This is a genomic window from Achromobacter sp. ISS7 (assembly GCF_056523125.1).
Map to the genome: position 1 here is coordinate 3,981,161 of NZ_JAWRZD010000001.1, position 23,712 is coordinate 4,004,872.

The window sequence follows — 23,712 nt, forward strand, 5'->3', positions numbered from 1 at the left end:
AACGACAACGGTTTGGCGCATAATTGCCGCCATGATTCCGGTATCTCTTCCTGGCGGTAATTACTACGTGCTGATGGCCGTCTCGCTGGCCTGCCTGTCGACGCTGCTGACCTGGCTGGCCGTCCTGGCCACCAGCCGCGGCGCCCGGCTGTGGCTGGGCGACCATCGCCGCCGCGGCACCCTCCTGATGGCGCTGCTGGCCCTGGTCGGCGGCATCTTTCCCTACCAGCAGCTGAGCCAATGGCTGGTCGCCCAGCGCGACGCCCGCCTGGGCGCCAGCCTCGACCGGGTGCTGGACCAGCCCACCCGGCTGGCCGGGGTCGACATGCCGGCCGGCACGGTGCTGCGCCTGACCGCCGCCGGCGATCCGGCCTCGTTCGACCGCGCCACCTTCCCGGAGGGCCATCCGGCCACCGTGCAGGGCATCAGCGCCACCCGCCTGTTCCATTACCCGGCCAGCAGCCGGCAGCCCGAGACGCTGTCGGCCGAGATCGCCCGCGACCAGGCCCTGGACGGCTGGCTCTGCGCCCACGGCCACCGGGTCGAATTCGTCATGCTGGGCGGCCAGCCGCGTTTCGCCAGCTGCCACCTGGCGATCGGCAACACCCTCAACCAGCAGCCCATCCCGCCCGGCGCCTGGCTCAAGGTCGACGACGCGGCCCGCGCCGGCGCCCCCGACCCGGCCAGCCCGGCGCCGCGCTGGCTGCTGCGCGCCGAAGGCAGCGAGCCGCTGTCCGTGGACGGCCTGCCGCTGCTGAAGGTGGACATGACGCTGGACGCCCAGCGCCGCCTGCTGGCGTTCGAGGGCCTGCTGGGGCGCGAAAGCGCCTTCGGCGGCATCACCTACCCCACCGGCACCCGCATGCTGACGGCCGGCCCGCGCGTGCCCGGCATGCAGCCCGGCGACCTGCTGTTCTCGCCCTCGCGCGGACGCGCGGCGCGGCAGGCCGACGGCAAGGAAGTCGCCGCCGGCATGTCGGTGCTGCAGGCGCCGGACGGCACCGTGCGCCGCGTGCTGTCCAACCGCGAGGCCGGCGTGCTGGACGTGGCCGCCATGCGCACCGCCCCCTGACAGCCGGCTTTCAGGCGGCCGCCGCCGGCTGTCGCAAAGCAGTGGGATAATACGAAGCTTTCCCCCGCGCGCCGCCTTGCCCTGGCGGCGATTCCGTCCTGCTCATTCATGAGACGAAGTCATGGCCGTTAACCTGCAGATCCCCTCCGAGTCCGAAATTTTTCCTGTTGCCGGCGTTGAAATCGGCGTCACCGAGGCCGGCATCCGCAAAGCCAACCGACGCGACCTGACGGTATTCCGCCTGGCCGAAGGCAGCAGCGTGGCCGGCGTGTTCACCCGCAACCGCTTCTGCGCCGCGCCGGTGCAGGTCTGCCAGGCCCACCTGGCCGACGGCGGCCCGATCCGCGCGCTGGTCATCAACACCGGCAACGCCAACGCCGGCACCGGCGCCGAGGGCCTGAAGAAAGCCCAGGACACCTGCGCCGAGCTCGGCCGCCTGCTGGGCGTGCCCGCCGCGCAGGTGCTGCCGTTCTCGACCGGCGTGATCCTGGAGCCGCTGCCGCTGGACCGCCTGTTCGCCGGCCTGCCGGGCGCCATCGCCAACCTCGGCGCCGACCACTGGTCCAGCGCCGCGCACGGCATCATGACCACCGACACGCTCCCCAAGATCTCGTCGCGCCGCGCCCAGATCGATGGCAAGACCGTCACCTTCACCGGCATCAGCAAGGGCGCCGGCATGATCCGCCCCAACATGGCGACCATGCTGAGCTTCCTGGCCACCGACGCCGGCATCGCCCAGCCGCTCTTGCGCAAGCTGGCGGTCGAAATCGCCGACGCCTCGTTCAACCGCATCACGGTGGACGGCGACACCTCCACCAATGACTCGTTCATCATCGTCGCCACCGGCAAGTCGGGCGTCGAAGTCAATGCCGAGTCCGACGCCGCCTACGCCGCCGTGCGCGAGGCCCTGACCGCCGCCGCGCTGGAACTGGCGCAGAAGATCGTGCGCGACGCCGAAGGCGCCACCAAGTTCATGACCATCCGCGTGGAAGAAGCCGGCACCACCGAGGAAGCCCTCAAGGTGGCCTACGCCGTGGCCCACTCGCCGCTGGTCAAGACCGCCTTCTTCGCCTCGGACCCCAACCTGGGCCGCATCCTGGCCGCCGTTGGCTACGCCGGCATCGACGACCTGGACGTGTCCAACATCCGCCTGTGGCTCGACGACGTGCTGGTGGCCAAGGACGGCGGCCGCAACCCGGCCTACCAGGAAGCCGACGGCCAGCGCGTGATGAAGCAGGCCGAGATCACCGTGCGCATCGCGCTCGGCCGCGGCCAGGTCAACGACACCGTCTACACCTGCGATTTCTCGCACGAGTACGTGTCGATCAACGCCGATTACCGTTCCTGATCAAGACCCGCCATCCGCCCGGCTGACCCCGGGCGCGGGACTCCGGCATTGCCGCCGGGCCCCGCGGGATGGCGGCAGCAATGAAATCCAGTGGCTGCGCCTTACCCATCGCCGGTCACTGCCCCCGGGGAATCCGTGGCATCACCGCGGTCCCCGGCAGGTGACAACCGTTGAGCGGTGCGCGTCCCCACGACGCCTTGCGGCGGGATACGCGCCCTCTTCTTCCGACGATGCCCGCGAATGCGATGCGGGCCCGGTGCCGGGCCCGCCCGTTCGCTCTTCCAGGATCACACCGTGACCGCGACCGAATTCACCACCCTCATCCAGCGCGCCGAGCGCGTCCTGGCCCAGCTTGAAGCCTGGCTGCCGCCCGCTCCCCCCGACATCGACTGGAACGCCCACGCGTTCCGCTGGCGCAAGCGCGGTTCGCGCGGCTGGCTCGATGCCGTGCGCCACGTGGCCCGCATCGAGCTCGAGGACCTGCAGCACATCGAACGCCAGAAAGGCATCATCGAGCGCAACACGCAGCAGTTCATCGACAAGAAGCCCGCCAACAACGTCCTCATGACCGGCGCCCGCGGCACCGGCAAGAGCTCGCTGGTCAAGGCCATGCTGGCCGCCCACGGCGACCGCGGCCTGCGCCTGATCGAAGTCGACAAGTCCGACCTGGGCGACCTGGCCGACATCGTCGAACTGGTGGCCTCGCGCCCCGAACGCTTCATCGTGTTCTGCGACGACCTGTCGTTCGAGGAAGGCGAGGCCGGCTACAAGGCGCTCAAGTCCGTGCTGGATGGCTCGGTCGCGGCCTCGGGCGACAACGTGCTGATCTACGCCACTTCCAACCGGCGCCACCTGATGCCGGAATACATGAGCGAGAACCTGCAGGCCAAGCACCAGCCCGACGGCGAGATCCACCCCGGCGAAACCGTCGAGGAAAAGATCTCGCTGTCCGAGCGCTTCGGCCTGTGGCTGTCGTTCTATCCCTTCAAGCAGGACGACTACCTCGACATCGTCTACCACTGGCTGCGCGAGCTGGGCTGCCCCGAGGCGCACATCGAGCCGTCGCGCACCGAGGCGCTGCAGTGGACCATCGAGCGCGGTTCGCGCTCGGGGCGCGTCGCCTACCAATTCGCCCGTGACTGGGCCGCCCGCCATGTCTGACAAGATCATCGATGTCGCCGCCGGCCTGATCCTGCGTCCGGACGGCATGCTGTTGCTGGGCCAGCGTCCCGAAGGCAAGCCCTGGTCGGGCTGGTGGGAGCTGCCCGGCGGCAAGCTCGAACCCGGCGAGACCGTGCTGCAGGCGCTGGCGCGCGAGCTGCAGGAAGAGATCGGCATCCGCGTGACGCAGTCGCGGCCGTGGGTAACCTACGTGCACGCCTACCCCCACACCACGGTGCGCCTGGCGTTCTGCCACGTCACCGGCTGGGAAGGCGAGCCGCGCAGCCTGGAGAACCAGCGCCTGGAATGGGTCGACCCGGCCAACGCCGCCTCGGTCGGCGACCTGTTGCCGGCCACCCTGCCGCCGCTGCGCTGGCTGCAGCTGCCGACCGCCTACGGCATCAGCGCCATCGGCTCGCGCGCCGGCCTGTCGGCGTTCCTGGCCCGGCTGGACGCGGCGCTGGCGCGCGGCGTCAGGCTGGTGCAGCTGCGTGAACCGCAATGGCCCGACGGCCCGGCCTCGGCCTCGCTGCACGAGGCGCTGCAGCAGATCGTCAAGCGCTGCCACGCCGCCGGCGCGCGGGTGCTGGTCAACAGCGCCCATCCGGCCGCCTGGTGGCGCGAGGCCGACGGAGTGCACCTGCGCGGCGCCGACGCCGCGCGCCTGGCCGCCCGCCCCGAATTGCCGGCGGGTGCGCTGGTGGGCGTCTCGGCGCACGACAACACCCAGGTGGTGCATGCGCGCGAACTGGGCGCGGACTTCGCCGTGCTCGGCCCGGTGCTGGACACCCCCAGCCATCCCGGCGCGCCGACGCTGGGCTGGGACGGCTTCGTCGAAGGCAACCGCGACGCCGGCATTCCGGTGTTCGCGCTGGGCGGGCAATCCACCCAGACCGTCTCGCAGGCCCTGCGCCATGGCGCGCACGGCATCGCCGGCATCCGCGGCCTGATCTGACGCCGCGGACGCGGAACCGGCCGACCCGCGCGGTCGCGCCGGCCCGCCGCGCCGGCCACTCTCGTTCTCGCCTAGGGAAACTCCCCCCTTGCCGCGCCGGGCGCCCGCGCCCTATCTTGACCATCATTGTGACCACGCAGTCACATCAAGGGATGCCATCGGGCCGGCGCGCTGCCGCGCGGCCCCGCCTCCCGGCCGCCGCCTTCACACGAGGAAGCCCGCATGCCCCACTTCGATGGCCGCCCAGGCACCGCCGACGCGCCACGGCCGTCTACCCAGACGGGGAAGTCTGGCAAGATGACACTCCCTCCTCACCAAGAAGGAACCGGCCAATGTCCCGACGTGAGAATACCGAGCGCCAGATCCTGCAGGCCCTCGAAGACCAGATCAAGGAAACCGGCATGGGAGGCGTAGGCATCAACGCCATCGCCAAGCGCGCCGGCGTCAGCAAGGAACTCATCTACCGCTATTTCGACGGCATGCCCGGCCTGATGCTGGCCTGGATGCAGGAACAGGATTTCTGGACCCGCAATCCCGACCTGCTGGCGGCCGACGAATCCAGCCAGCGCAGTCCCGGCGACCTGGTGCTGTCGATGCTGCGCGCGCAGATCGACGCTCTGTCCGGCAACGAGACGCTGCGCGAAGTGCGGCGCTGGGAACTGATCGAACGCAACGAGGTGTCCGCCCCGCTGGCCGATCGCCGCGAGCGCGCCGCGCGCGGTTTCATCGACCGCGTCGACGGCCTGACCCCCGACATGGACGTGCCCGCCGTCGTCAGCGTGATGCTGGCGGGCGTGCTGTACCTGATGCTGCGCGCCAAGACCGAAAGCCATTTCCTCGGCGTGCCGCTGCGCACGCCGGAAGGCTGGGCGCGCATCAACGACGCGCTGGAGCACCTGGTGAAACAGGGTTTCCCGGACGCGCTCAACCAGCAATCCCTGGCCCACCTGGAGGCGCGCCGCAAGAAAGCGCGGCCGCCCGCCGACCCCGAACCCTGATCCCATCCCATGCCCGCGCAACCCGCTCCGCAGGAATACGACCTCATCATCACCGGCGGCCTGATCGCCGACGGCCTGGGCGCGCCCGCCCGCCGCGCCGACCTGGCCATCTCCGGCCAGCGCATCGCGGCCATCGGCGACGGCGCGGCCTGGCATGCCCGGCATCGCATCGACGCCAGCGGCAAGGTGGTGGCGCCGGGCTTCATCGACTGCCATACCCATGACGACCGCGCGCTGCTGGCCGCGCCGCTGATGCGGCCCAAGGTCAGCCAGGGCGTCACCACGGTGGTGACCGGCAACTGCGGCATCAGCCTGGCGCCCGTGCATGCGCCCGGCGACACCGTGCCGCCGCCGCTGAACCTGCTGGCGCAGCACACCGGCGAACTGTATGCGCGCATGCAGGATTACGCCGCCGCGCTCGAGGCCAGCCCGGCCGCGGTCAACAGCCTGGCGCTGGTGGGCCATTCGAGCCTGCGGGTGTCGGCGATGGACCGCCTGGACCGGCCCGCCGACAAGAAGGAAATCGCGGTCATGCGCCACGCGCTCGACCAGGCCATGGCGGCCGGCGCCGCGGGCCTCTCGACCGGCCTGTACTACCCCACCGCCATGCACGCCAGCACCGAGGAGGTGATCGGCGTGGCCGAGCCGCTGTCGTCGTGGCAGGGCCTCTACACCACCCACCTGCGTGACGAGGCCGACCACGTCTGCGACGCCATGGAGGAAGCCTTCCTGATCGGCCGCGCCGCCGACGTGCCGGCGATCCTGTCGCACCACAAGGTCACCGGCAAGCACAACCACGGCCGCACCGCCGAAACGCTGGCGCTGTTCGACCGCGCCCGCGCCGACCAGCCGCTGGGCATGGACGTCTATCCCTACGCCGCTTCGTCCACCATCCTGGAGCCGCGCCGCGTGCCGGCCGGCGAAAGGATCATCGTCACCTGGTCGCAGACCCGCCCCGAGATCCAGGGCGTGGACCTGCGCGAACTGGCGGCGCGCGAGGGCAAGGACCCGCAGCGCCTGGCCGAGGAACTGTCGCCCGGCGGCGCCATCTATTTCTCGATGGACGAAGACGACGTCAAGCGCGTCATCGGCCACGGCAGCGTGATGATCGGCTCCGACGGCCTGCCGCACGACCAGCGGCCGCATCCGCGCCTGTGGGGCGCGTTCTCGCGGGTGCTGGGCCGCTACGTGCGCGAGATGCGCGTGCTCGGCATGGAAGAGGCGATCCGCCGCATGACCAGCCTGACCGCGGCCCAGTTCGGCCTGCGCGACCGCGGCGTGCTGCGCGCCGGCTGCTATGCCGACGTGGTGGTGTTCGACCCGGCCGTGGTGGCCGACCAGGCCACCTTCGCCGAACCGCTGCAGCCGTCCGCCGGCATCCAGGCGGTGCTGGTCAACGGCGAGCTGGTGGAAGCGCATGGCGTGGCCACCGGCGCCCGCCCCGGCCGCCTGCTGCGTGGCGCCGAGCGCGCCGCGCCCGGTTTCGAAACGCCGGCCTGGGCCGCCTGAATCCCCGTCACCCGGCGCCGTCCCGCGGGCGGCGCCCCCGCTCCCGGAGCATCATGCACACAATCGTCATCGGCGCGGGCGTGGTCGGCATGGCCACCGCCTACTACCTGCATCGCGAAGGCCACCGCGTCAGCGTGGTGGAGGCCGGCCCCGGCCCGGGCCTGGCCACCAGCCGCGCCAACGGCGCCCAGCTCAGCTACAGCTTCGTCGCGCCGCTGGCCGACCCCGCGGTGCTACCCAAGCTGCCCGCGTGGCTGCTGGGGCGCGACACGCCGCTGCGCTGGCGGCCCAGGCTGGACCCGGCGCAATGGCGCTGGTGCCTGGACTTCCTGCAGGCCTGCACCCGCGGCCGCAGCCGCGCCACCACCCGTGAACTGTTGGCGCTGGGGCTGTACAGCCGCCATTGCATGCACCAGCTGGTCGGCCACGAGCGGCCGGCGTTCGACTTCAGTTCGGACGGCAAGCTGCTGGTCTACCAGGACGCGGCGGCCTATGGCCGGGCGCTGGCGCAGATGGACTACCAGGCCTCGCTGGGTTGCGAGCAACGCGCCCTGGACCGCCAGGCCTGCCTGGCGCTGGAGCCGGCGCTGGCCGACATCGGCGCCAGCATCGCCGGCGCCATCCACACGCCGACCGAGGACGCCGGCGACTGCCTGCGCCTGTGCACGGAACTGGAGCGCATCCTGCGGGCCGCGCCAGGCGCGGTGCAATTTCACTTCGACACGCCGGTATCGGCGCTGCGCACCGAAGGCGGCCGCATCGTGGCGCTGGCCACGCCCGCCGGCGACCTGCAGGCCGATCAGTACGTGCTGGCCGGCGGCATCGGCGCGCAGGCGCTGGCGCGCCGCATCGGGCTCGACCTGCGCATCTATCCGCTCAAGGGCTACAGCCTGACCTACGACCTGACGCCCGACAGCATCGCGCCACGCGCCAGCATCAGCGACATCGGCCGCAAGGTGGTCTATGCGCGGCTGGGGCAACGCCTGCGGGTGGCGGGCATGGTCGACATCGGCGCCGCGAACGGCGCCATCGACCCGCGCCGCACGCGCAGCCTGGAGCGCGACGTGGCGCGCCTGTTCCCGCGCCTGAACGCGGCCAGCGCGCCGCAGCCCTGGGCCGGCCTGCGGCCGGCGCGGCCCGACGGCAAACCGTTGATCGGCGCCACGCCATGGCGCAACCTGTGGCTCAATGCCGGCCATGGCGGCCTGGGCTTCACGCTGGCCGCCGGCAGCGCGCGCATGCTGGTCGACCTGATGCGCGGGCAGCGTCCCGCCGTGGAAGCGGCGGGCTTCGCGTTCGCCGCTTAAGAGCGCGGCGCCGGGCCGCGCGCGGGTTTCAGCGACGGCCGGCCACGCGCCGGCCCGGCCTCATTCCGCCTTGATGCCGCGGCTCTGGATCAGCTTGCCCCACTTGTCGCGCTCCTTCACCTCGAAGGCGGCCAGGTCGGCGCCGAACAGGTTGCCGGGCGTGGCGCCGCCCTGCGCCAGCGACTGCCGCAGGGCCGGTGATTGCAACGCCTGCTTCATCGCCGCGATCAGCTTGTCCACCACCGGCGCGGGCGTGCCGCGCGGCGCATACAGGCCGGACCAGGCCGTCACCTCGAAACCCGGCAAACCGGCCTCGGCCATGGTCGGCAGGTCCGGCGCGGCCGGACTGCGCTCGGCCGACGTGACGGCGATGCCGCGCAGCCGGTCGCCGGCCTTGAGCGCCGCCATCGAGCTCGGCAGGTTGTCCATCAGGATGTCGACCTGCCCGCCGATCACCGCCGGGATGGCGACCGACGAGCCCTTGAACGGCACGTGCAGCATCTGCAGGCCCGCCATCGACTCGAAGTAGGCGCCGGTCAGGTGCACCGACGAGCCGATGCCGGGCGAGGCATAGGAATACTTGCCCGGATCCTTCTTCACCACCTGCATGACGTCCTGCAGCGTGCGCCATGGCGAGCCGGCCGCCACCGCCATCACGTTCGGCGTGGACGCGATCATGCCCAGCGGCACCAGGTCGGTGGCGGGATTGAAGCCGATGTTGTTGTAGAGGAACTGATTGACGCTCTGCGTGCCCACCGAGCCCAGCACGATGGTGTAGCCGTCGGGCTGGGCGCGCGCGGCCGCCGCCACGCCCAGGTTGCCAGCGGCGCCCGGCTTGTTCTCGACCACGATCGACTGGCCCAGCGCCGGCCGCATGTGTTCGGCGATGGTGCGCGCGAAGATGTCGGTGGTGCCGCCCGGCGGGAACGGCACGATCAGGGTGATGGGACGTTCCGGCCACGTGGCGCCGGCCGCCGGGGCGGTCAACGCCGCCGCCAGCGCAATGCCGCCCGCCAGGGTCGCGACGGCGCCCTTTCCTGCACGAAAAAACCTGCCCATCCTCTTTCCCCTTCGTCAGAAGTGTTCGATTGATCAAACGGAATCCGGTGCATCGGTGCTTCGCGATTCGGCGCGGCCGGCCTGCCGTGGGCAGGGACCGCGACCCGGGCCTGGGCCCGACGTGACCATACGGTCACTTTTGTCGCATTAGGAACCCGGGCCCCTGGCTTGTCAATCGGGCAGAGGAGGATTCAGGCGTTATCCCTACCTGGTGGAAGCGGGGGTTGGCACGGGGGGTGGTGCGCTGGCAGGCGCGGCATCCGGCGTGCCGCCGGTAGCCGGCGCAGCGGCGGTATTGGCCGCTTGCGGCGTGGGCAGGCCATTCCAGCCGCCGCCCAACGCGACGATCAGGTTGACGCTGGCCACCAGGCGATTGCCGTACAGCGTCAGGGCGCTGCGCTCGTTGCTGAGCGCGGTGGCGTCCACCACGGCGACGCTCAGGTAATCCACCAGCCCCGCCTTGTACTGGTTCTGCATCAGCCGCAGCGATTCGCGCGCGGCCTCGAGCGCGCGGCGCTGCACGGTCTGCTCGTTCTCCATCACGCGCAGCTGGATCAGGTAGTCCTCGACTTCGCGCAGTCCGGTCAGCGCGGCCTGCCGGTAGGCCGCGGCCTGCGCGTCGTACGACGCCCGCGCCTGCTCGACTTGCGCCTGGCGCGCGCCGCCGTCAAAAATGGTCAAGGCCAGCGCCGGCCCCAGCGACCAGAAGCGCGCCGGCGCCGTCAACAGCTCGGCGAACTGGCCGTTGCGGAAACCGCCGTCGGCCGACAGGGTCAGGCTGGGGAACCAGGCGGCCTGGGCCACGCCGATCTGCGCGTTGGCGGCGGCGGCGCGACGCTCGGCGGCGGCCACGTCGGGGCGGCGCTCCAGCAGTTCGGACGGCAGGCCCACCGGGATCTGCGGCAGCTGCACGGAGAATGCCGCCGGCGGCAGGCTGAAGTGCGACGGCGCCTGGCCCATCAACACGGCGATGGCGTGTTCGTACTGGCCGCGCTGCCAATCCAGGTCGATCGACTGGGCGCGCGTGCTCTCGACCTGGGTGCGCGCCACGGCGACGTCGGCCTGGCCGACGACGCCCACGCTATAGCGGTTCTGCGTCAGCTGCAGCGACTTCTCGTAGGCCGCCACGGTGGCGTCCAGCAGGCGCTTCTGCTCGTCCAGCACGCGCAACTGCAGATACGCCTGCACCAATGCGGCCTGCGCGCTCAGGCGGGTCGCGGACAGGTCGGCCAGGCTGGCCGACGCGCTGGCTTCGGAAGCCTCGACGCTGCGGCGCACGCGGCCCCACACGTCCAGCTCCCAGCTGACATTGCCCGTCAGCGAATACTGGTTGGACACGTTGCCGCCGCCCGACGACGAGGACGACGAACCGCCGCCACTGCCGCCGCCGTTGCCCGAGCGGGTCAGGCCGGCGCCCGCGCCCACGGTCGGGAAGAAGCCGGCGCGCGCGCCGCGCACCAGGCCCAGCGCCTGGCGGTAATTGGCCTCGGCCTGGGCGATGGTCTGGTTCGACGTATTGAGCGCATCCACCAGGCCGTTGAGCGTGGCGTCGTCATAGACCCGCCACCATTGCCCGCGATCGGCGTCGTCGCGCGGCTGCGCCCGCTTCCAGCCCGGCACCTCGCCCTGGCCTTCCTTGTAGGCCGCGCCCACGTCCAGGGCCGGCCGCTGGTAGTCGGGGCCGACGGCGCAGGCGGCCAGCGCGGCGCACAGCGCCAGCGTGATGCCGGCGCGCGGCAGGAATGCGGAAGGGAAAGGCTTGGCGTTACGGATCATAGTTGTTCTATCGAAGCGGCCCCGCCACGCCGGGCGCGCCCGCGCGCGGCCCAGAGGCGGAAACGGTCAAGGTAGAGATAGACCACCGGAGTGGTGTACAGCGTCAGGATCTGGCTCAGCACCAGCCCGCCCACGATGGTAATGCCCAGCGGCTGGCGCATCTCGACGCCGGCGCCGGTGGCCACCACCAGCGGCAGCGCGCCGAAGATGGCGGCCATGGTCGTCATCATGATCGGCCGGAAGCGCGTCAGGCAGGCCTGGAAGATGGCTTCCTTGGGCGCCATGCCCTGGCTGCGCTCGGCGTCCAGCGCGAAGTCCACCATCATGATGGCATTTTTCTTGACGATGCCGATCAGCAGGAACACCCCGATCAGCGCGATCAGCGTGAAGTCGGTGCGCACCAGCAGCAGGGCCAGCAGCGCGCCCAGCCCGGCGGACGGCAGCGTCGACAGGATCGTCAGCGGATGCACGAAGCTCTCGTACAGGATGCCCAGCACGATATACATGGTGACCAGCGCCGCCAGGATCAGCCACGGCTGCTGCGCCAGCGTCTGCTGCAGCGCCGCCGCGGTGCCCTGGAAGCCGGCCTGGATCTGATCCGACGGCAGGCCGATGCGCGCCACCGCGGCGTCGATGGCGGCGGTGGCCTGGCCCAGCGACACGCCCGGCGCCAGGCTGAACGACACCGTGTCGGCCACGAACAGCCCCTGGTGCTGCACGCTCAGCGGCGCGTTGGCGTTCTCGAAGCGGGCGAAGGCCGCCATCGGCACCCGCGCCCCGCTCGAGGTGATGACCTCGACCTGCTTGAGCGACTCGATGTCCTGGGCGAACTTCTGGTCCACCCCCAGCACCACGTGATATTGGTTCAGCGGCCCGTACATCACCGACACCTGGCGCTGGCTGAAGGAATTGTTCAGCACCGTGGAGATGGTCGACATGCTCACGCCCAGCCGCGTGGCGGCGTCGCGGTCGATCACCAGGCTGATCTCGCGACCCTTGTCCTCGACGTCGGTGTCGACGTCGGTGATCTCCGGAATCTTCGACATGGCCTGCTGCACCTTGGGCATCCAGGTGCGCAGCAATTGCAGGTCGCCGGACATCAGGGTGTAGTCGTAAGAGCCCTGGCTCTGGCGGCCGCCGATGCGGATGTCCTGTTGCGACACCAGGAACATGCGCGCGCCCGGCATGTTCTGCAGCCGCGCCCGCAGGCGGTTGATGACCTGGTCCGCGGACACGCCGCGCTCGGCCAGCGGCTTGAGCTGGATCTGCATGAAGCTGCTGTTGCTGCCGCCGCGCCCGCCGGCGAAGCCGGTCATGCTCTGCACCGCCGGATCGGCCAGCACCACCTTGCGCAGCGCCTCCAGCTTGGGCACCGTGGCCTGGAACGAGGTGCCCTGGTCGACCCGGAAGAAGCCCAGCAGCTGGCCGGTGTCCTGCTGCGGGAAGAAGCCCTTGGGCACGGCCGTGTACAGGTATACGTTCAGCCCCACCGCCGCCGCCAGGATCAGCATCATCAGGCGGCTGTGCGCCAGCGCCCAGGCCAGGCTGCGGCGGTAGCCGTCCTGCATCCAGGCGAAGCCGCCCTCGGCCCAGCGCGCCAGGCGGCCCGGCGGCCTGGGCTCCTTGGGTTCGGCCTTGAGCAGGCGCGCGCACATCATCGGCGTCAGGGTCAGCGACACCACCAGCGACACCATGATGGACGCCGACAGCGTCACCGCGAATTCACGGAACAGGCGCCCCACCACCCCGCCCATCAGCAGGATCGGGATGAACACCGCCACCAGCGACAGGCTCATCGACAGCACCGTGAAGCCGACTTCGCGCGAGCCGCGCAGCGCCGCCCGCATCGGCGACATGCCGTTCTCGACGTGGCGCATGATGTTCTCGAGCACCACGATGGCATCGTCCACCACGAAGCCGGTGGCCACGATCAGCGCCATCAGCGAGATGGTGTTGAGCGTGAAGCCGCACAGATACATGATGCAGAAGGTGCCGATCAGCGACACCGGCACCGCGACGCTGGGAATGATGGCCGCGCGCCAGCGCCGCAGGAACAGCAGCACCACCAGCACCACCAGGCCCACCGCGATGACCAGCGTCAGCTCGGCCTCGTGCAGCGAGGCGCGGATGCTGGGCGTGCGGTCCTGCGCCACGGTCAGCTGCACGTCGGCCGGCATCAGCGCCAGCAGCACCGGCAGCTGGGCCCGCACCGCGTCCACGGTCTCGATGATGTTGGCGTCGGCCTGGCGCCGCACGATCATCAGGATCGCGTTGCGCTGGTTGTAGAAACCGGTCTGGTACAAGTCCTCGACCGAGTCCTCGACCTTGGCCACATCCGACACGCGCACCGGCGCGCCGTCACGCCAGGCCACGATCAGCGGCCGGTACTGCTCGGCGCGGCTGAGCTGGTCGTTGACCATCACCTGCCAGTGGTACTGGTCGTTTTCGAGCACGCCCTTGGGGCGGTTGGCGTTGGCGTTGGCCAGCGCCGTGCGCACGTCGTCGAGCGAGACGCCGCGGTTGGCCAGCGCGCCCGGCAGCACCGTCACGCGCACCGCCGGCAGCGAACTGCCGCCCACCGTCACTTCGCCCACCCCGTCCACCTGCGACAGCTTCTGCGCCACGATGGTCGAGGCCAGGTCGTACATCTGGCCCTGGCTGAGCGTGTCGGACGTCATCGCCAGCGTCATGATGGGCGCGTCCGACGGATTGGACTTGTGGTAGGTGGGATTGCTGCGCAGGCTGGTCGGCAGCAGCGAGCGGGCGGCATTGATGGCCGCCTGCACGTCGCGTGCCGCGCCGTTGATGTCGCGCGACAGGTCGAACTGCAGCGTCACGCGGGTCGAACCCTGGGTGCTGCTGGAGGTCATCTCGGTCACGCCGGCGATGCTGCCCAGCGAGCGTTCCAGCGGCGTGGCGACGCTGGAGGCCATGGTCTCGGGGCTCGCGCCCGGCAGGCTGGCCGACACCGAAATGGTGGGGATGTCCACCTGCGGCAGCGGCGCCACCGGCAACAAGAAGAACGACAGCATGCCCGCCAGCACGATCGCCAGCGACAGCAGCGTGGTCGCCACCGGCCGGACGATGAAGGGCGCCGACAGGATCACGTCGCGTCTCCGGCGCGCGCCTGGCGCATGCCGCGCCAGCGCCGCGACATGCGGTCGAACATCAGGTAGATCACCGGCGTGGTGAACAGCGTCAGCACCTGGCTCAGCAGCAGGCCGCCCACCATCACCAGGCCCAGCGGCTGGCGCAGCTCGGCGCCGGTGCCGGTCGACAGCATCAGCGGCAGCGCGCCGAACAGCGCCGCCAGCGTGGTCATCAGGATCGGCCTGAAGCGCAGCAGCGCGGCCTCATGGATCGCCGCGCGCGGCGACAGGCCGCGCTTGCGCTCGGCGTCGAGCGCGAAGTCGATCATCATGATGGCGTTCTTCTTGACGATGCCGATCAGCAGGATGATGCCGATGATGCCGATCATGTCGAGCTCGGTGCCGCTGATCAGCAGCGCCAGCAGCGCGCCCACCCCGGCCGACGGCAGCGTCGACAGGATGGTGATGGGATGGATGTAGCTTTCGTACAGCACGCCCAGCACGATGTACATGGTGACGATGGCCGCCAGGATCAGCCACAGCGTGCTCGACAGCGAATTCTGGAACGCCAGCGCCGCGCCCTGGAAGCGCGTCTCGACGCTGGCCGGCATGCCGATCTCGGCCTCGGCCGCGGTGATCGCCTCGACCGCGGCCGACAGCGATGCGCCATGCGCCAGGTTGAACGACACCGTGACCATCGGGAACTGGTCCAGCCGGTTCACCGCCAGCACCGTCTTGCCCTCGGTGATGCGGGCGATGGACGACAGCGGCACCTGCGCGCCGGCCGAGGTCGGCACGTGGATCTGCCCGAGCGAGGCCGGGTTCATCTGGAACTGCGGCTGCACCTCCAGCACCACCCGGTACTGGTTGGACTGGGTGAAGATGGTCGAGATCAGGCGCTGGCCGAAGGCGTCGTACAGCGCCTCGTCCACCACCGCCGCCGTGATGCCCAGGCGCGAGGCCGCGTCGCGGTCGATCTCGACCCAGGTCTGCAGGCCGTCGTCCTGCAGGTCGTCGGTCACGTCCTTCAGGCCCGGCACCTGGCGCAACCGGTCGATCAGCTTGGGCGTCCACTCGCTCAGCACCTTCAGGTCCGGGTTGGACAGCGTCATCTGGTATTGCGTGCGGCTGACCCGGTCCTCGATGGTCAGGTCCTGCACCGGCTGCATGTAGACGGTCAGGCCGTCCTGTTTGCCGAAGGCCTCCTGCAGCCGCGTCATCACGGTCGGCAGGTCGCCCTTGCGCTCGGCCTGCGGCTTGAGCGCGATCTGCATGCGGCCGGCGCTGAGCGTGGCGTTGCTGCCATCCACGCCGATGAACGACGACACCGCCTGCACGTCGGGATCCTCCAGTGCCAGCCGCGCCGCGGCCTGCTGGCGCTCGGCCATGGCGGAGAAGGAAATCGATTGCGGCGCCTGCGTGATGGCCTGGATCAGCCCGGTGTCCTGCTGCGGGAAAAAGCCCTTGGGGATCAGGATGTACAGCAGCACAGTCAGCGCGAAGGTCGCCAGCGCCACCAGCAGCGTCAGCGGCTGGTGGCGCAGCACCTTCTGCAGCATGCGGTCGTAGGCGGCGATGGTGCGGTCGATGAAGGCGCCGGTCACCTGGTGGAAGCGGCCGTGCTTCTGCTCGGACTCGGCGCGCAGCAGGCGCGCGCACATCATCGGCGTCAGGGTCAGCGACACCACCAGCGAGATCAGGATCGACACCGCCAGCGTGATGGCGAACTCGCGGAACAGCCGCCCCACCACCTCGGTCATGAACAGCAGCGGGATCAGCACCGCGATCAGCGAGAAGGTCAGCGAGATCAGCGTGAAGCCGATCTGCGAGGCGCCCTTGAGCGCGGCCTGCAGCGGCGTCTCGCCCTCTTCGATGTGGCGGGCGATGTTCTCGATCATGACGATGGCGTCGTCCACCACGAAGCCGGTGGCGATGGTCAGCGCCATCAGCGTCAGGTTGTTGATGGAGAAACCGGCCAGGTACATGATGCCGAACGTGCCCACCAGCGACAGCGGCACCACCACGCTGGGAATCAGCGTCGCCGTGATGCTACGCAGGAACACGAAGGTCACCATCACTACCAGCGCCACCGCCAGCAGCATCTCGAACTGCACGTCGGCCACCGAATCGCGGATGGTCTGGGTGCGGTCGGACACCACCGTCACGTCCAGCGTGGCCGGCAGCGCCGCGCGCAACTGCGGCAGCAGCGTCTGGATGCGGTTGACCACGTCGATGACGTTGGCGCCGGGCTGGCGCTGGATGTTCAGCAGGATGGCCGGCTTGTCGCCGGCCCAGGCGGCCTGGCGCGTGTCCTCGGCGCCCTCGACCGCGCGCGCCACGTCCGACAGGCGCAGCGGCGCGTTGTTCTTGTAGGCGATGATCAGGTCGTTGTAGTCGGTGGGCGACTTGAGCTGGTCATTGGCGTTGATGGTGGTCGAGCGCAGCGGCCCGTCCAGGTTGCCCTTGGGCTGGTTGACGTTGGCGCCCACCACCGCGGTGCGCAGGTCGGTCAGCCCCAGGCCGTTGGCCGCCAGCGCCTGCGGATTGACCTGCACCCGCACCGCGGGACGCTGCCCGCCCGCCACGCTCACCAGGCCCACGCCCGGAATCTGCGACAGTTTCTGCGCGACCCGCGTGTCCACCAGATCGCGCACCTGCGGCAGCGGCATGGTGGGCGAGGTGATGGCCAGCGTCAGCACCGCCGCGTCGGCCGGGTTGACCTTGTTGTAGGTCGGCGGCACCGGCAGGTCGTTGGGCAGCAGGTTCGACGCCGCGTTGATGGCGGCCTGCACCTGCTGCTCGGCCACGTCCAGCGGCAGCGTCAGGTTGAACTGCATGGTGATGACCGAGGCGCCGCCCGAACTGGTCGACGACATCTGGTTCAGGCCCGGCATCTGGCCGAACTGCCGCTCCAGCGGCGAGGTCACCAGCGACGTCATCACGTCCGGGCTGGCGCCCGGATACAGCGTGGTCACCTGGATGGTGGGGTAGTCGACTTCGGGCAGGGCCGACACCGGCAGCAGGCGGTAGGCGATGAAGCCGGCGATCAGGATGGCCACCATCGACAGCGTGGTGGCCACGGGCCGCAGGATGAACAGGCGCGACGGGCTCACGGCGCGGCCCCCTGCTTATCGCGTCGCGGGCGTGGTGCCCGCCGGCGCGCCCCCGCCCAGCGACTTGTCCTTGGCAGCGGGAATCACCTCGTCGCCGCCCACCACGTCGACCTTGGCGCCGGCGCGCAGGCGGTCGGTGCCTTCGGTGACGACGCGGTCGCCCGGCTGCAGGCCCTCGTTGACGGCCACCATGCCATTGTTGATGGCGCCCAGCTTGACCTGCCTGACCTGCACGGTGTTGTCCGGCTGCACCTGGAACACGAAGGCGCCGGCCGAGCCCTGCTGCACCGCCGCCGTCGGGATCGCCGTCACGCCCTTGCGCGTCAGCACGTGCAGGCGCACGTTGACGAACTGGTTGGGGAACAGCGCGTCGTCCTGGTTCTCGAATTTGGCCTTGAGCTTGAGGGTGCCGGTGGTGACGTCGATCTGGTTGTCCAGCGTCGCCAGCGTGCCGGACGCGATCTTGCGGGTATCGGCGCGGTCATAGGCCTCCACCGCCAGGGTGCGGCCCTGGGCCAGCTCGGCGCGCACCTCGGGCAGCTGCGTCTCGGGCAGCGTGAAGACCACCGAGATCGGCTGCGTCTGGGTGATCACCACCAGGCCATTGGTGTCCGAGCTGGACACCAGGTTGCCGCGGTCGACCTGGCGCAGGCCCAGCCGGCCGCTGATGGGCGCGGTGATGCGGGCGTAGTCCAGTTGCAGGCGGGCATTGTCGACATTGGCCTGGTCGCTCTTGATGGTGCCTTCGTATTGGCGCACCAGCGCGGCCTGGGTGTCGACCTGCTGCTTGGCGATCGAGTCCTGCTTGAACAGCGCCTGGTAGCGCTGCAGGTCGCGGCGCGCGTTGTCCAGCAGCGCCAGGTTCTGCATCTGGGTGCCGCGGGCCTGGTCCAGCGCCACCTGGAAGGCGCGCGGATCGACCTGCGCCAGCAGGTCGCCGGCCTTGACCTGCTGGCCTTCCTGGAACGGCACGTCGACCAGTTCGCCGCTGACGCGGCTGCGCACGGTGACGGTGTTGTAGGCGGTCACGGTGCCCAGGGATTTGAGGAAGATGTCGATGTCCTGCGTCACGGCGCTGGCCACCCGCACCGGCACGGCCAGGTTGGCCATCGCCGCCGCCATGTTGGGCCGTCCGCCCGCGCCCGGGCGTCCGCCGCCCGCGCCGCCCGGCTTGGCCGCCGGCCGCAGCGCCAGCCAGGCGATGCCGGCCACCACCAGCAAAAGCACCACCAGCCCGATGATTCTGCGGCGGGTCCAGCGGGAGGGCGGGGAAACGGGACGGCTATCGGACATGGGGAACGGTTCCGGCACTGACGGAGAAAGCCGTATTGTGACCTAGACGACCGACATTTCAGCCATTGTCCGTTACCGCTGAAATCGGCCGCAACAGGAATCGGGGCGGGATGACCGCCCCCCGCGCCCGCCGGGCTACGAATTGCAGAGCGTGATCTGGAAGGGGATGCTGCGCGCCACCTGCTGGGGCTTGAATTCGCCGTCCTGGGTCGAAAAGCGGATCCAGATCATGTACTTATTCGCGCTGATCTCGGGAAAGACGCCCTGCTCCGGATCGACCCAGACGCGCAGCAGCTGGAACTGCTTACCGCCCAGCATCTCCTGGTAGGCGCCCTGCTCGGCCACGATGTCGGTCTTGCGACCGGACTCGCGCAAGAGGCGCAGCGCCAGGGTCAGGCCATCGTTCAGGGCGGTGAAGGGGGCCAGCCAGGCCTGCAGGTCGGCGCAGCGCGCGGCTTCGGACTTGTGCTGCCAGGCGTAGTACGACGGCATGTCGACCTGGGTCGCGCCGCCGGGCACCGCCAGGCGGCCGCGCAGGCTGGTGAGCCATTCGTTCTCGCGCAGCGACTGGCCGGTCTTGCCCGGCGCCGCCAGGGCCGAAGCCACTTTTTCGAGTTCGCGCAGCATGCCTTCGAGCGCGTCCTGCGCCACGCCAGGGTGGTCGCGCAGCCCCACCAACGCGACGCGCTGGCGTTCGAGGTCCTGCAGCACCGAGCCTTTCACGTCGGTGCGTTCGCAGACATCGAGCAGATCGAACAACGAGGTGACGGCGACCTGGTGCTGGCGTGAATCCCCCTCGCGGGCAAAGAAGAACAGCCTGTCGAACAGGTATTCGAGCCGCAGGTAGGCGCGGATGCGCTCGTTGAAGGGATATTCGTAAACAATCACGCTTGTAAACAGGCCCATCAGAGGTCGGCCAGCAGGCCGAGATTATTCAGGGGTGCCGGCCAAGCCCGGGGCTTGCCGGCCCGTCGTGGCCGCCAGCTCGAGCCAGCGATCATGCAGGGTCTTCGCCTGCGCGCGCAATTGCTCCGGCGAGGTCGCGCCGCCATTGTCGATGACGTCGTCCGCGACGTCGAGCCGGTCCGCCCGCGCAGCCTGTGCCGCCATGATACGCCGGATGGCTGAGTCCGTCAGCCCGCTGCGCGACTGCACGCGGGCCACCTGGGTATCGGGATCGCAATCGACCACGCAGATGCGGTCGACGCGGTCGCGCCAGCGCCCGATCGACTCGACCAGCAACGGCACCACGAACACCAGATACGCGCCGCGCGCGGCCTCGGCCTGGCGTTCGGTTTCGTGGCCGATGGCCGGGTGCAGAATGGCTTCCAGGCGCAGTCGGACCCGCGGATCGGCGAACGCGCGCTCGCGCATCCAGTCGCGGTCCAGGGCGCCGGCCGGCGTCAGCGCGTCGGGCCCGAATTCGCGTTCGATGGCGGGCATCGCTGCGCCGCCGGCCGCGGTCAGCGCGCGCGCGATCTCGTCGGTATCGACCACCGACGCGCCCCATTCGCCCAGCATGTCGGCCACGCGCGATTTGCCCGAGCCGATGCCCCCTGTCAGACCGATCTTGAACATGTTCGTCCTTCGTTTGCGGCGCGGCCCAGGCCGCCCCGCCGCGCCATCCGGCACGGGCCGCCGCGGGTAGCGCGCGCGCGTTCAACCATTCAATGCAGCAACCATCCCAGGCCCTGCTCGCCGCCCAGCAGCAGCACGGCCACGCCCGCCAGCGCCAGGTACGGGCCGAACGGCAGCGCCTGGCCGCGGCTGGCCCGGCCGCTGAGCGTCAGGGCGCCGCCCACCACCACGCCGACCACCGACGCGCCCAGCAGCAGCATGGGCAAGGCGCCGACGCCGAACCAGGCCCCCAGCGCCGCCAGCAGCTTGAAATCGCCGTAGCCCATGCCTTCGCGGCCGGTCAGCAGGCGGAATGCATGAAAGATAACCCACAGGAACAGGTAGCCGGCCACCGCGCCCACCACCGCCATCGACAGCGGCGTGAAGGCGTCGAACAGATTCACCAGCAGGCCGGCCCAGGCCAGCGGCAGCGTGATCGCGTCCGGCAGCAGGGTCGATTCCAGGTCGATCCAGGCCAGCGCCACCAGCGCCGCCGACAGGCCCATGGCGCACAACGCGATGGGCGTGGCGCCGAAACGCCAGGCACAGGCGGCGAACAGGATGCAGGTGATCGACTCGATGGCGGGGTAGCGCCAGCCGATCGGGGCGCCGCACGCGGCGCAGCGGCCGCGCAGCGCCAGCCAGCCCAGCAGCGGCAGGCGGCGCCAACCGGTCACCGGCGCCTCGCAGCTCGGGCAATGCGCGGCCGGCGTCAGCAGGCCGGCGTCCGTCGCCGGCCGGGCATGGCCCGCCGCCTCCTGGCATTGCGCCTGCCACTCGCGTTCCATCATGCGCGGCAGGCGGTAGGTCACCCGCGTCAGCCAGCCGCCGACCAGCAGGCCGGCCAGCGCGGCCAGCGCGATGAACGCCGCCAGCGGCACCGGTAGGACATGCCACAGCGTCATGCGCGCCCCCGCGACACTAGCCGCCGCGCCGGCGGACGAGCGCCGGCGGCAGGGCGGCGGGCGGGCTGCCGGGAGCCGTGTCGTAATTTGTGCATAAAGTGCCGGCAACGCCTTTCAGGATGAGGGGGAACGTATCGAATCTTCGCATAAGTGCGTAAAATCGGAGACAGACTCAACTTACGGATCAGCTGCCATGGCCGCGCGCGTCGAAATCCTTACCCGCCCCCGCAAACTCAGCATGATGGGGCTGCTGCTAGCGGGCACGGTGCTGGGTGCCGCGGGCTGCGCCCAGCAACGCACCGAAGGCTATTACGATCCCCCGGTCGAAAGCACCGTCACCGACGCCCAGTACCAGGGTTCCGGCGCCGGCTACCGCACCGTGCTGCGGGCCCCGTCGCAGGTGCAGATCGCGCTCAAGCCCGACCAGAAAAAGACCCCGACCCAGGCCGCCGCGGCCCAGGGCGCCACCACCGAGGACGGCCAGCCCGTGCCGGAAGGCGCGGACAGCGGCGCCAGCGCCGGCTCGGCCGGCGCGGCGCCCGTCCCGGCGCCCGCCACCACGCAGAGCGCCACCGCCAACAGCCTGGTGCCGCAGCCGCAGACCTACATGGGCACCCTGCCGTGTTTCTCGCCCGCCATGCAGTGCACGGCGCAGCGCGTCACCCTGACCCTGGCGCCCAACGGTCGCTGGCGCGGCCGCACCGCCTACCTGGAAAATGATCCCCAGAAGGCCGCGCCGATCGTCGAACAAGGCTGCTGGGACGCCACCGACGAGCGCCCGCCGCGCGTCATGCTGCTCGACAGCAAGGGCAACATGCGGGTCGAATTCGTGGTCGCCGCCAACAACGTGCTGCGAGTGCGCTCCATCGGCGGCCAGACGCCCAACCTGAACTACAACCTGACCCGCCAGCCGGACCTGGATCCGATCGACGAGCTGGCCAAGGCCCAGGCGCCCCAGTGCCCCTGAACCTGGCGGGCCGGGCATGACCCCGGCCTGACGCTCCCCCGTAGGGCCTGCCGGATGACGCATCCGCCAGGCCCTTGGTTTTTGGGGCGACGCCCCGCGCGGCAAGACCGCCCATGCGCGGTTGATCAACCCTAAAGTAAGTGCCTACTTACTCCAATAGCCTTTACGGACCAGCGCCGCGCAGCAATCCGCGAGGATGACATCGACCCGCTCCGCCCGCAGCGCATAGCGCGCGGCTGGCGCGGGCGTGTCCAAAGCGGGGTGGGCGGGCTCGGGCAGGGACGCGGCCGGCGCCGCCACGTCCGGCCCGCACGGCAGCGGCGCCCCCAGCACGGGCGACACGCCCAATTGGCCGTACGCGCACAGCCGGCAGGCCAGCTGCATGGCGTTGCGAACGCCAAGCTTGTCGAAGATCCGGGCGCGATGGGCCTCGGCGGTGCGCAGGGAAATGCCCAGGTCGATGGCGATGACCTTGTTGGGACGGCCGGCCGCGACATAGGCGACGATCTGGCGCTCGCGCGGCGTCAGGGTGGACAGGAGGCAATCGAGGTCGGCGCGGGGAACGTGCATGGAACGGCTCTGCAATGAAGACTTGCAGAGAGTCTGCCCCGCCCCCGGCGGCGGCATAAGCTGGCAATTTTGCCAGGGGGTGCGCGGCCCGGGCGGAACGGGCCGCGGCGCGACCGGCTCAGGCCGTGTAGGACAGTTCCAGGTTGTCGATCAGGCGCGTCGCGCCCAGCTTGGCGGCGGCCAGCACCACCATCGGCTCGCCGGCCTGCAGGTCGGCGGCTTCCGGACGCTTGAGGTCGCGCTGGCGGCGCAGGGCGATGTAGTCCACCTTCCAGCCGCGATCGGCCAGGTGCTGGGTGGCCTCGCGTTCCAGCTTGGCGGCATCGCGCTCGCCGGCCGCCAGGCGCTGGCCGACGTTATGCAGGGCGGCGTACAGGGCCGGGGCCTCGGCGCGCTCGGCATCGCTCAGGTAACGGTTGCGCGAGGACAGCGCCAGGCCGTCATCGGCGCGCACGGTCTCGTGCGCCAGCACTTCCACCGGCAGCTGGAACTGGCGGCACATGTTGCGCACCACCATCAGCTGCTGGTAGTCCTTCTTGCCGAACACCGCCACCCGCGGCTGCACGCAGGAGAACAGCTTGAGCACCACGGTGCTGACGCCGGCGAAGAAGCCCGGGCGGAACTCGCCTTCCAGGATGTCGCCCAGGTCGTCCGGCGGCTGCACGCGGTAGTTCTGCGGCTCCGGGTACATCTCGCGCTCGTTGGGCGCGAACAGCACATAGACGTCGCGTTCGCGCTCGAGCTTCTCGATGTCGGCGGCCAGGGTGCGCGGGTATTGGTCGAAATCCTCGTTCGGCCCGAATTGCAGGCGGTTCACGAAGATGCTGGCGACCACCGGGTCGCCGTGCTGGCGCGCCAGCTTCATCAGCGCCAGGTGGCCTTCGTGCAGGTTGCCCATGGTGGGCACGAACGACACGCGGTTCTGGCCGCGCAGGTGGTCGCGCAGTTCCTGGATGGTGTGGACGACTTTCAA

Annotated in this window: 18 protein-coding genes; 8 read left to right on the top strand and 10 right to left on the bottom strand. The window is 70.3% G+C overall.

Going from position 1 to position 23,712, the window contains the following annotated elements; translation table 11 throughout:
* Positions 1 to 31: 31 nt before the first annotated feature.
* The 7 genes from AC1HFW_RS17925 (at position 32) to AC1HFW_RS17955 (ending at position 8,350) form a co-directional block, all read left to right on the top strand.
* Positions 32 to 1,072, top strand: a complete 1,041-nt coding sequence (locus AC1HFW_RS17925) for a hypothetical protein (RefSeq protein WP_238891179.1) — start codon at positions 32 to 34, stop codon at positions 1,070 to 1,072.
* Between the two features lie 121 nt (positions 1,073 to 1,193).
* Positions 1,194 to 2,420, top strand: a complete 1,227-nt coding sequence (gene argJ, locus AC1HFW_RS17930) for a bifunctional glutamate N-acetyltransferase/amino-acid acetyltransferase ArgJ (RefSeq protein WP_241068107.1) — start codon at positions 1,194 to 1,196, stop codon at positions 2,418 to 2,420.
* A gap of 294 nt (positions 2,421 to 2,714) precedes the next feature.
* Complete coding sequence (locus tag AC1HFW_RS17935; protein WP_006392697.1) at positions 2,715 to 3,581, top strand: ATP-binding protein; 867 nt, start codon at positions 2,715 to 2,717, stop codon at positions 3,579 to 3,581.
* A complete protein-coding gene (locus tag AC1HFW_RS17940) occupies positions 3,574 to 4,536 on the top strand; it encodes a Nudix family hydrolase (RefSeq protein ID WP_479284663.1) in 963 nt (320 codons plus the stop codon). The genes AC1HFW_RS17935 and AC1HFW_RS17940 overlap by 8 nt, the downstream gene beginning before the upstream one ends.
* Before the next feature lie 332 nt (positions 4,537 to 4,868).
* Positions 4,869 to 5,534, top strand: coding sequence for a TetR/AcrR family transcriptional regulator (locus tag AC1HFW_RS17945; RefSeq protein ID WP_006392695.1), 666 nt, complete (start codon positions 4,869 to 4,871; stop codon positions 5,532 to 5,534).
* 9 nt (positions 5,535 to 5,543) lie between these two features.
* On the top strand, positions 5,544 to 7,043 hold the full coding sequence (locus AC1HFW_RS17950; protein WP_479284665.1) for an N-acyl-D-amino-acid deacylase family protein: 1,500 nt from the start codon (positions 5,544 to 5,546) through the stop codon (positions 7,041 to 7,043).
* A gap of 53 nt (positions 7,044 to 7,096) precedes the next feature.
* A complete protein-coding gene (locus AC1HFW_RS17955; RefSeq protein WP_479284667.1) occupies positions 7,097 to 8,350 on the top strand; it encodes a D-amino acid dehydrogenase in 1,254 nt (417 codons plus the stop codon).
* Between the two features lie 60 nt (positions 8,351 to 8,410).
* On the opposite strand, the gene AC1HFW_RS17960 is transcribed toward AC1HFW_RS17955, so the two are convergent.
* From AC1HFW_RS17960 to AC1HFW_RS17995, 8 genes are all read right to left on the bottom strand, one after another.
* The gene (locus AC1HFW_RS17960; RefSeq protein ID WP_479284669.1) at positions 8,411 to 9,409 is read right to left on the bottom strand and encodes a Bug family tripartite tricarboxylate transporter substrate binding protein; all 999 of its coding nucleotides are present in this window, start codon (positions 9,407 to 9,409) and stop codon (positions 8,411 to 8,413) included.
* A 204-nt stretch (positions 9,410 to 9,613) separates the two neighbouring features.
* A complete protein-coding gene (locus tag AC1HFW_RS17965) occupies positions 9,614 to 11,185 on the bottom strand; it encodes an efflux transporter outer membrane subunit (protein WP_479284670.1) in 1,572 nt (523 codons plus the stop codon).
* Positions 11,182 to 14,292 (bottom strand): multidrug efflux RND transporter permease subunit, encoded by a 3,111-nt coding sequence (locus AC1HFW_RS17970; RefSeq protein WP_479284672.1) that lies wholly within the window; start codon positions 14,290 to 14,292, stop codon positions 11,182 to 11,184. The genes AC1HFW_RS17965 and AC1HFW_RS17970 overlap by 4 nt, the downstream gene beginning before the upstream one ends.
* Positions 14,289 to 17,387, bottom strand: coding sequence for an MdtB/MuxB family multidrug efflux RND transporter permease subunit (locus AC1HFW_RS17975; RefSeq protein WP_006392689.1), 3,099 nt, complete (start codon positions 17,385 to 17,387; stop codon positions 14,289 to 14,291). Before AC1HFW_RS17975 ends, AC1HFW_RS17970 begins: the two co-directional genes overlap by 4 nt.
* 15 nt (positions 17,388 to 17,402) lie before the next feature.
* Positions 17,403 to 18,680: an MdtA/MuxA family multidrug efflux RND transporter periplasmic adaptor subunit gene (locus AC1HFW_RS17980; RefSeq protein WP_035359951.1), complete on the bottom strand. Its 1,278-nt coding sequence runs from the start codon at positions 18,678 to 18,680 to the stop codon at positions 17,403 to 17,405.
* A gap of 135 nt (positions 18,681 to 18,815) precedes the next feature.
* A complete protein-coding gene (gene zapD / locus AC1HFW_RS17985) occupies positions 18,816 to 19,568 on the bottom strand; it encodes a cell division protein ZapD (RefSeq protein ID WP_035361200.1) in 753 nt (250 codons plus the stop codon).
* 42 nt (positions 19,569 to 19,610) lie between these two features.
* Complete coding sequence (gene coaE, locus AC1HFW_RS17990; protein ID WP_061072548.1) at positions 19,611 to 20,258, bottom strand: dephospho-CoA kinase; 648 nt, start codon at positions 20,256 to 20,258, stop codon at positions 19,611 to 19,613.
* Between the two features lie 89 nt (positions 20,259 to 20,347).
* A complete protein-coding gene (locus tag AC1HFW_RS17995; RefSeq protein WP_061072549.1) occupies positions 20,348 to 21,202 on the bottom strand; it encodes a prepilin peptidase in 855 nt (284 codons plus the stop codon).
* Positions 21,203 to 21,395: 193 nt separating this feature from the next.
* Here AC1HFW_RS17995 and AC1HFW_RS18000 point away from each other — a divergent pair, with 193 nt between their 5' ends.
* Positions 21,396 to 22,169, top strand: a complete 774-nt coding sequence (locus tag AC1HFW_RS18000; RefSeq protein WP_479284675.1) for a copper resistance protein NlpE N-terminal domain-containing protein — start codon at positions 21,396 to 21,398, stop codon at positions 22,167 to 22,169.
* Positions 22,170 to 22,313: 144 nt separating this feature from the next.
* On the opposite strand, the gene AC1HFW_RS18005 is transcribed toward AC1HFW_RS18000, so the two are convergent.
* Positions 22,314 to 22,739, bottom strand: coding sequence for a response regulator transcription factor (locus tag AC1HFW_RS18005; protein WP_479284677.1), 426 nt, complete (start codon positions 22,737 to 22,739; stop codon positions 22,314 to 22,316).
* A 118-nt stretch (positions 22,740 to 22,857) separates the two neighbouring features.
* Positions 22,858 to 23,712: a pantoate--beta-alanine ligase gene (gene panC, locus AC1HFW_RS18010; protein WP_479284679.1), complete on the bottom strand. Its 855-nt coding sequence runs from the start codon at positions 23,710 to 23,712 to the stop codon at positions 22,858 to 22,860.

Coding starts and splice junctions, on each gene's coding strand:
- AC1HFW_RS17925 (WP_238891179.1), top strand. CDS start 32: ATGATTCCGGTATCTCTTCCTGGCGGTAATTACTACGTGCTGATGGCC.
- argJ (WP_241068107.1), top strand. CDS start 1,194: ATGGCCGTTAACCTGCAGATCCCCTCCGAGTCCGAAATTTTTCCTGTT.
- AC1HFW_RS17940 (WP_479284663.1), top strand. CDS start 3,574: ATGTCTGACAAGATCATCGATGTCGCCGCCGGCCTGATCCTGCGTCCG.
- AC1HFW_RS17945 (WP_006392695.1), top strand. CDS start 4,869: ATGTCCCGACGTGAGAATACCGAGCGCCAGATCCTGCAGGCCCTCGAA.
- AC1HFW_RS17950 (WP_479284665.1), top strand. CDS start 5,544: ATGCCCGCGCAACCCGCTCCGCAGGAATACGACCTCATCATCACCGGC.
- AC1HFW_RS17955 (WP_479284667.1), top strand. CDS start 7,097: ATGCACACAATCGTCATCGGCGCGGGCGTGGTCGGCATGGCCACCGCC.
- AC1HFW_RS17960 (WP_479284669.1), bottom strand. CDS start 9,409: ATGGGCAGGTTTTTTCGTGCAGGAAAGGGCGCCGTCGCGACCCTGGCG.
- AC1HFW_RS17965 (WP_479284670.1), bottom strand. CDS start 11,185: ATGATCCGTAACGCCAAGCCTTTCCCTTCCGCATTCCTGCCGCGCGCC.
- AC1HFW_RS17980 (WP_035359951.1), bottom strand. CDS start 18,680: ATGTCCGATAGCCGTCCCGTTTCCCCGCCCTCCCGCTGGACCCGCCGC.
- coaE (WP_061072548.1), bottom strand. CDS start 20,258: ATGTTCAAGATCGGTCTGACAGGGGGCATCGGCTCGGGCAAATCGCGC.
- AC1HFW_RS17995 (WP_061072549.1), bottom strand. CDS start 21,202: ATGACGCTGTGGCATGTCCTACCGGTGCCGCTGGCGGCGTTCATCGCG.
- AC1HFW_RS18000 (WP_479284675.1), top strand. CDS start 21,396: ATGGCCGCGCGCGTCGAAATCCTTACCCGCCCCCGCAAACTCAGCATG.
- AC1HFW_RS18005 (WP_479284677.1), bottom strand. CDS start 22,739: ATGCACGTTCCCCGCGCCGACCTCGATTGCCTCCTGTCCACCCTGACG.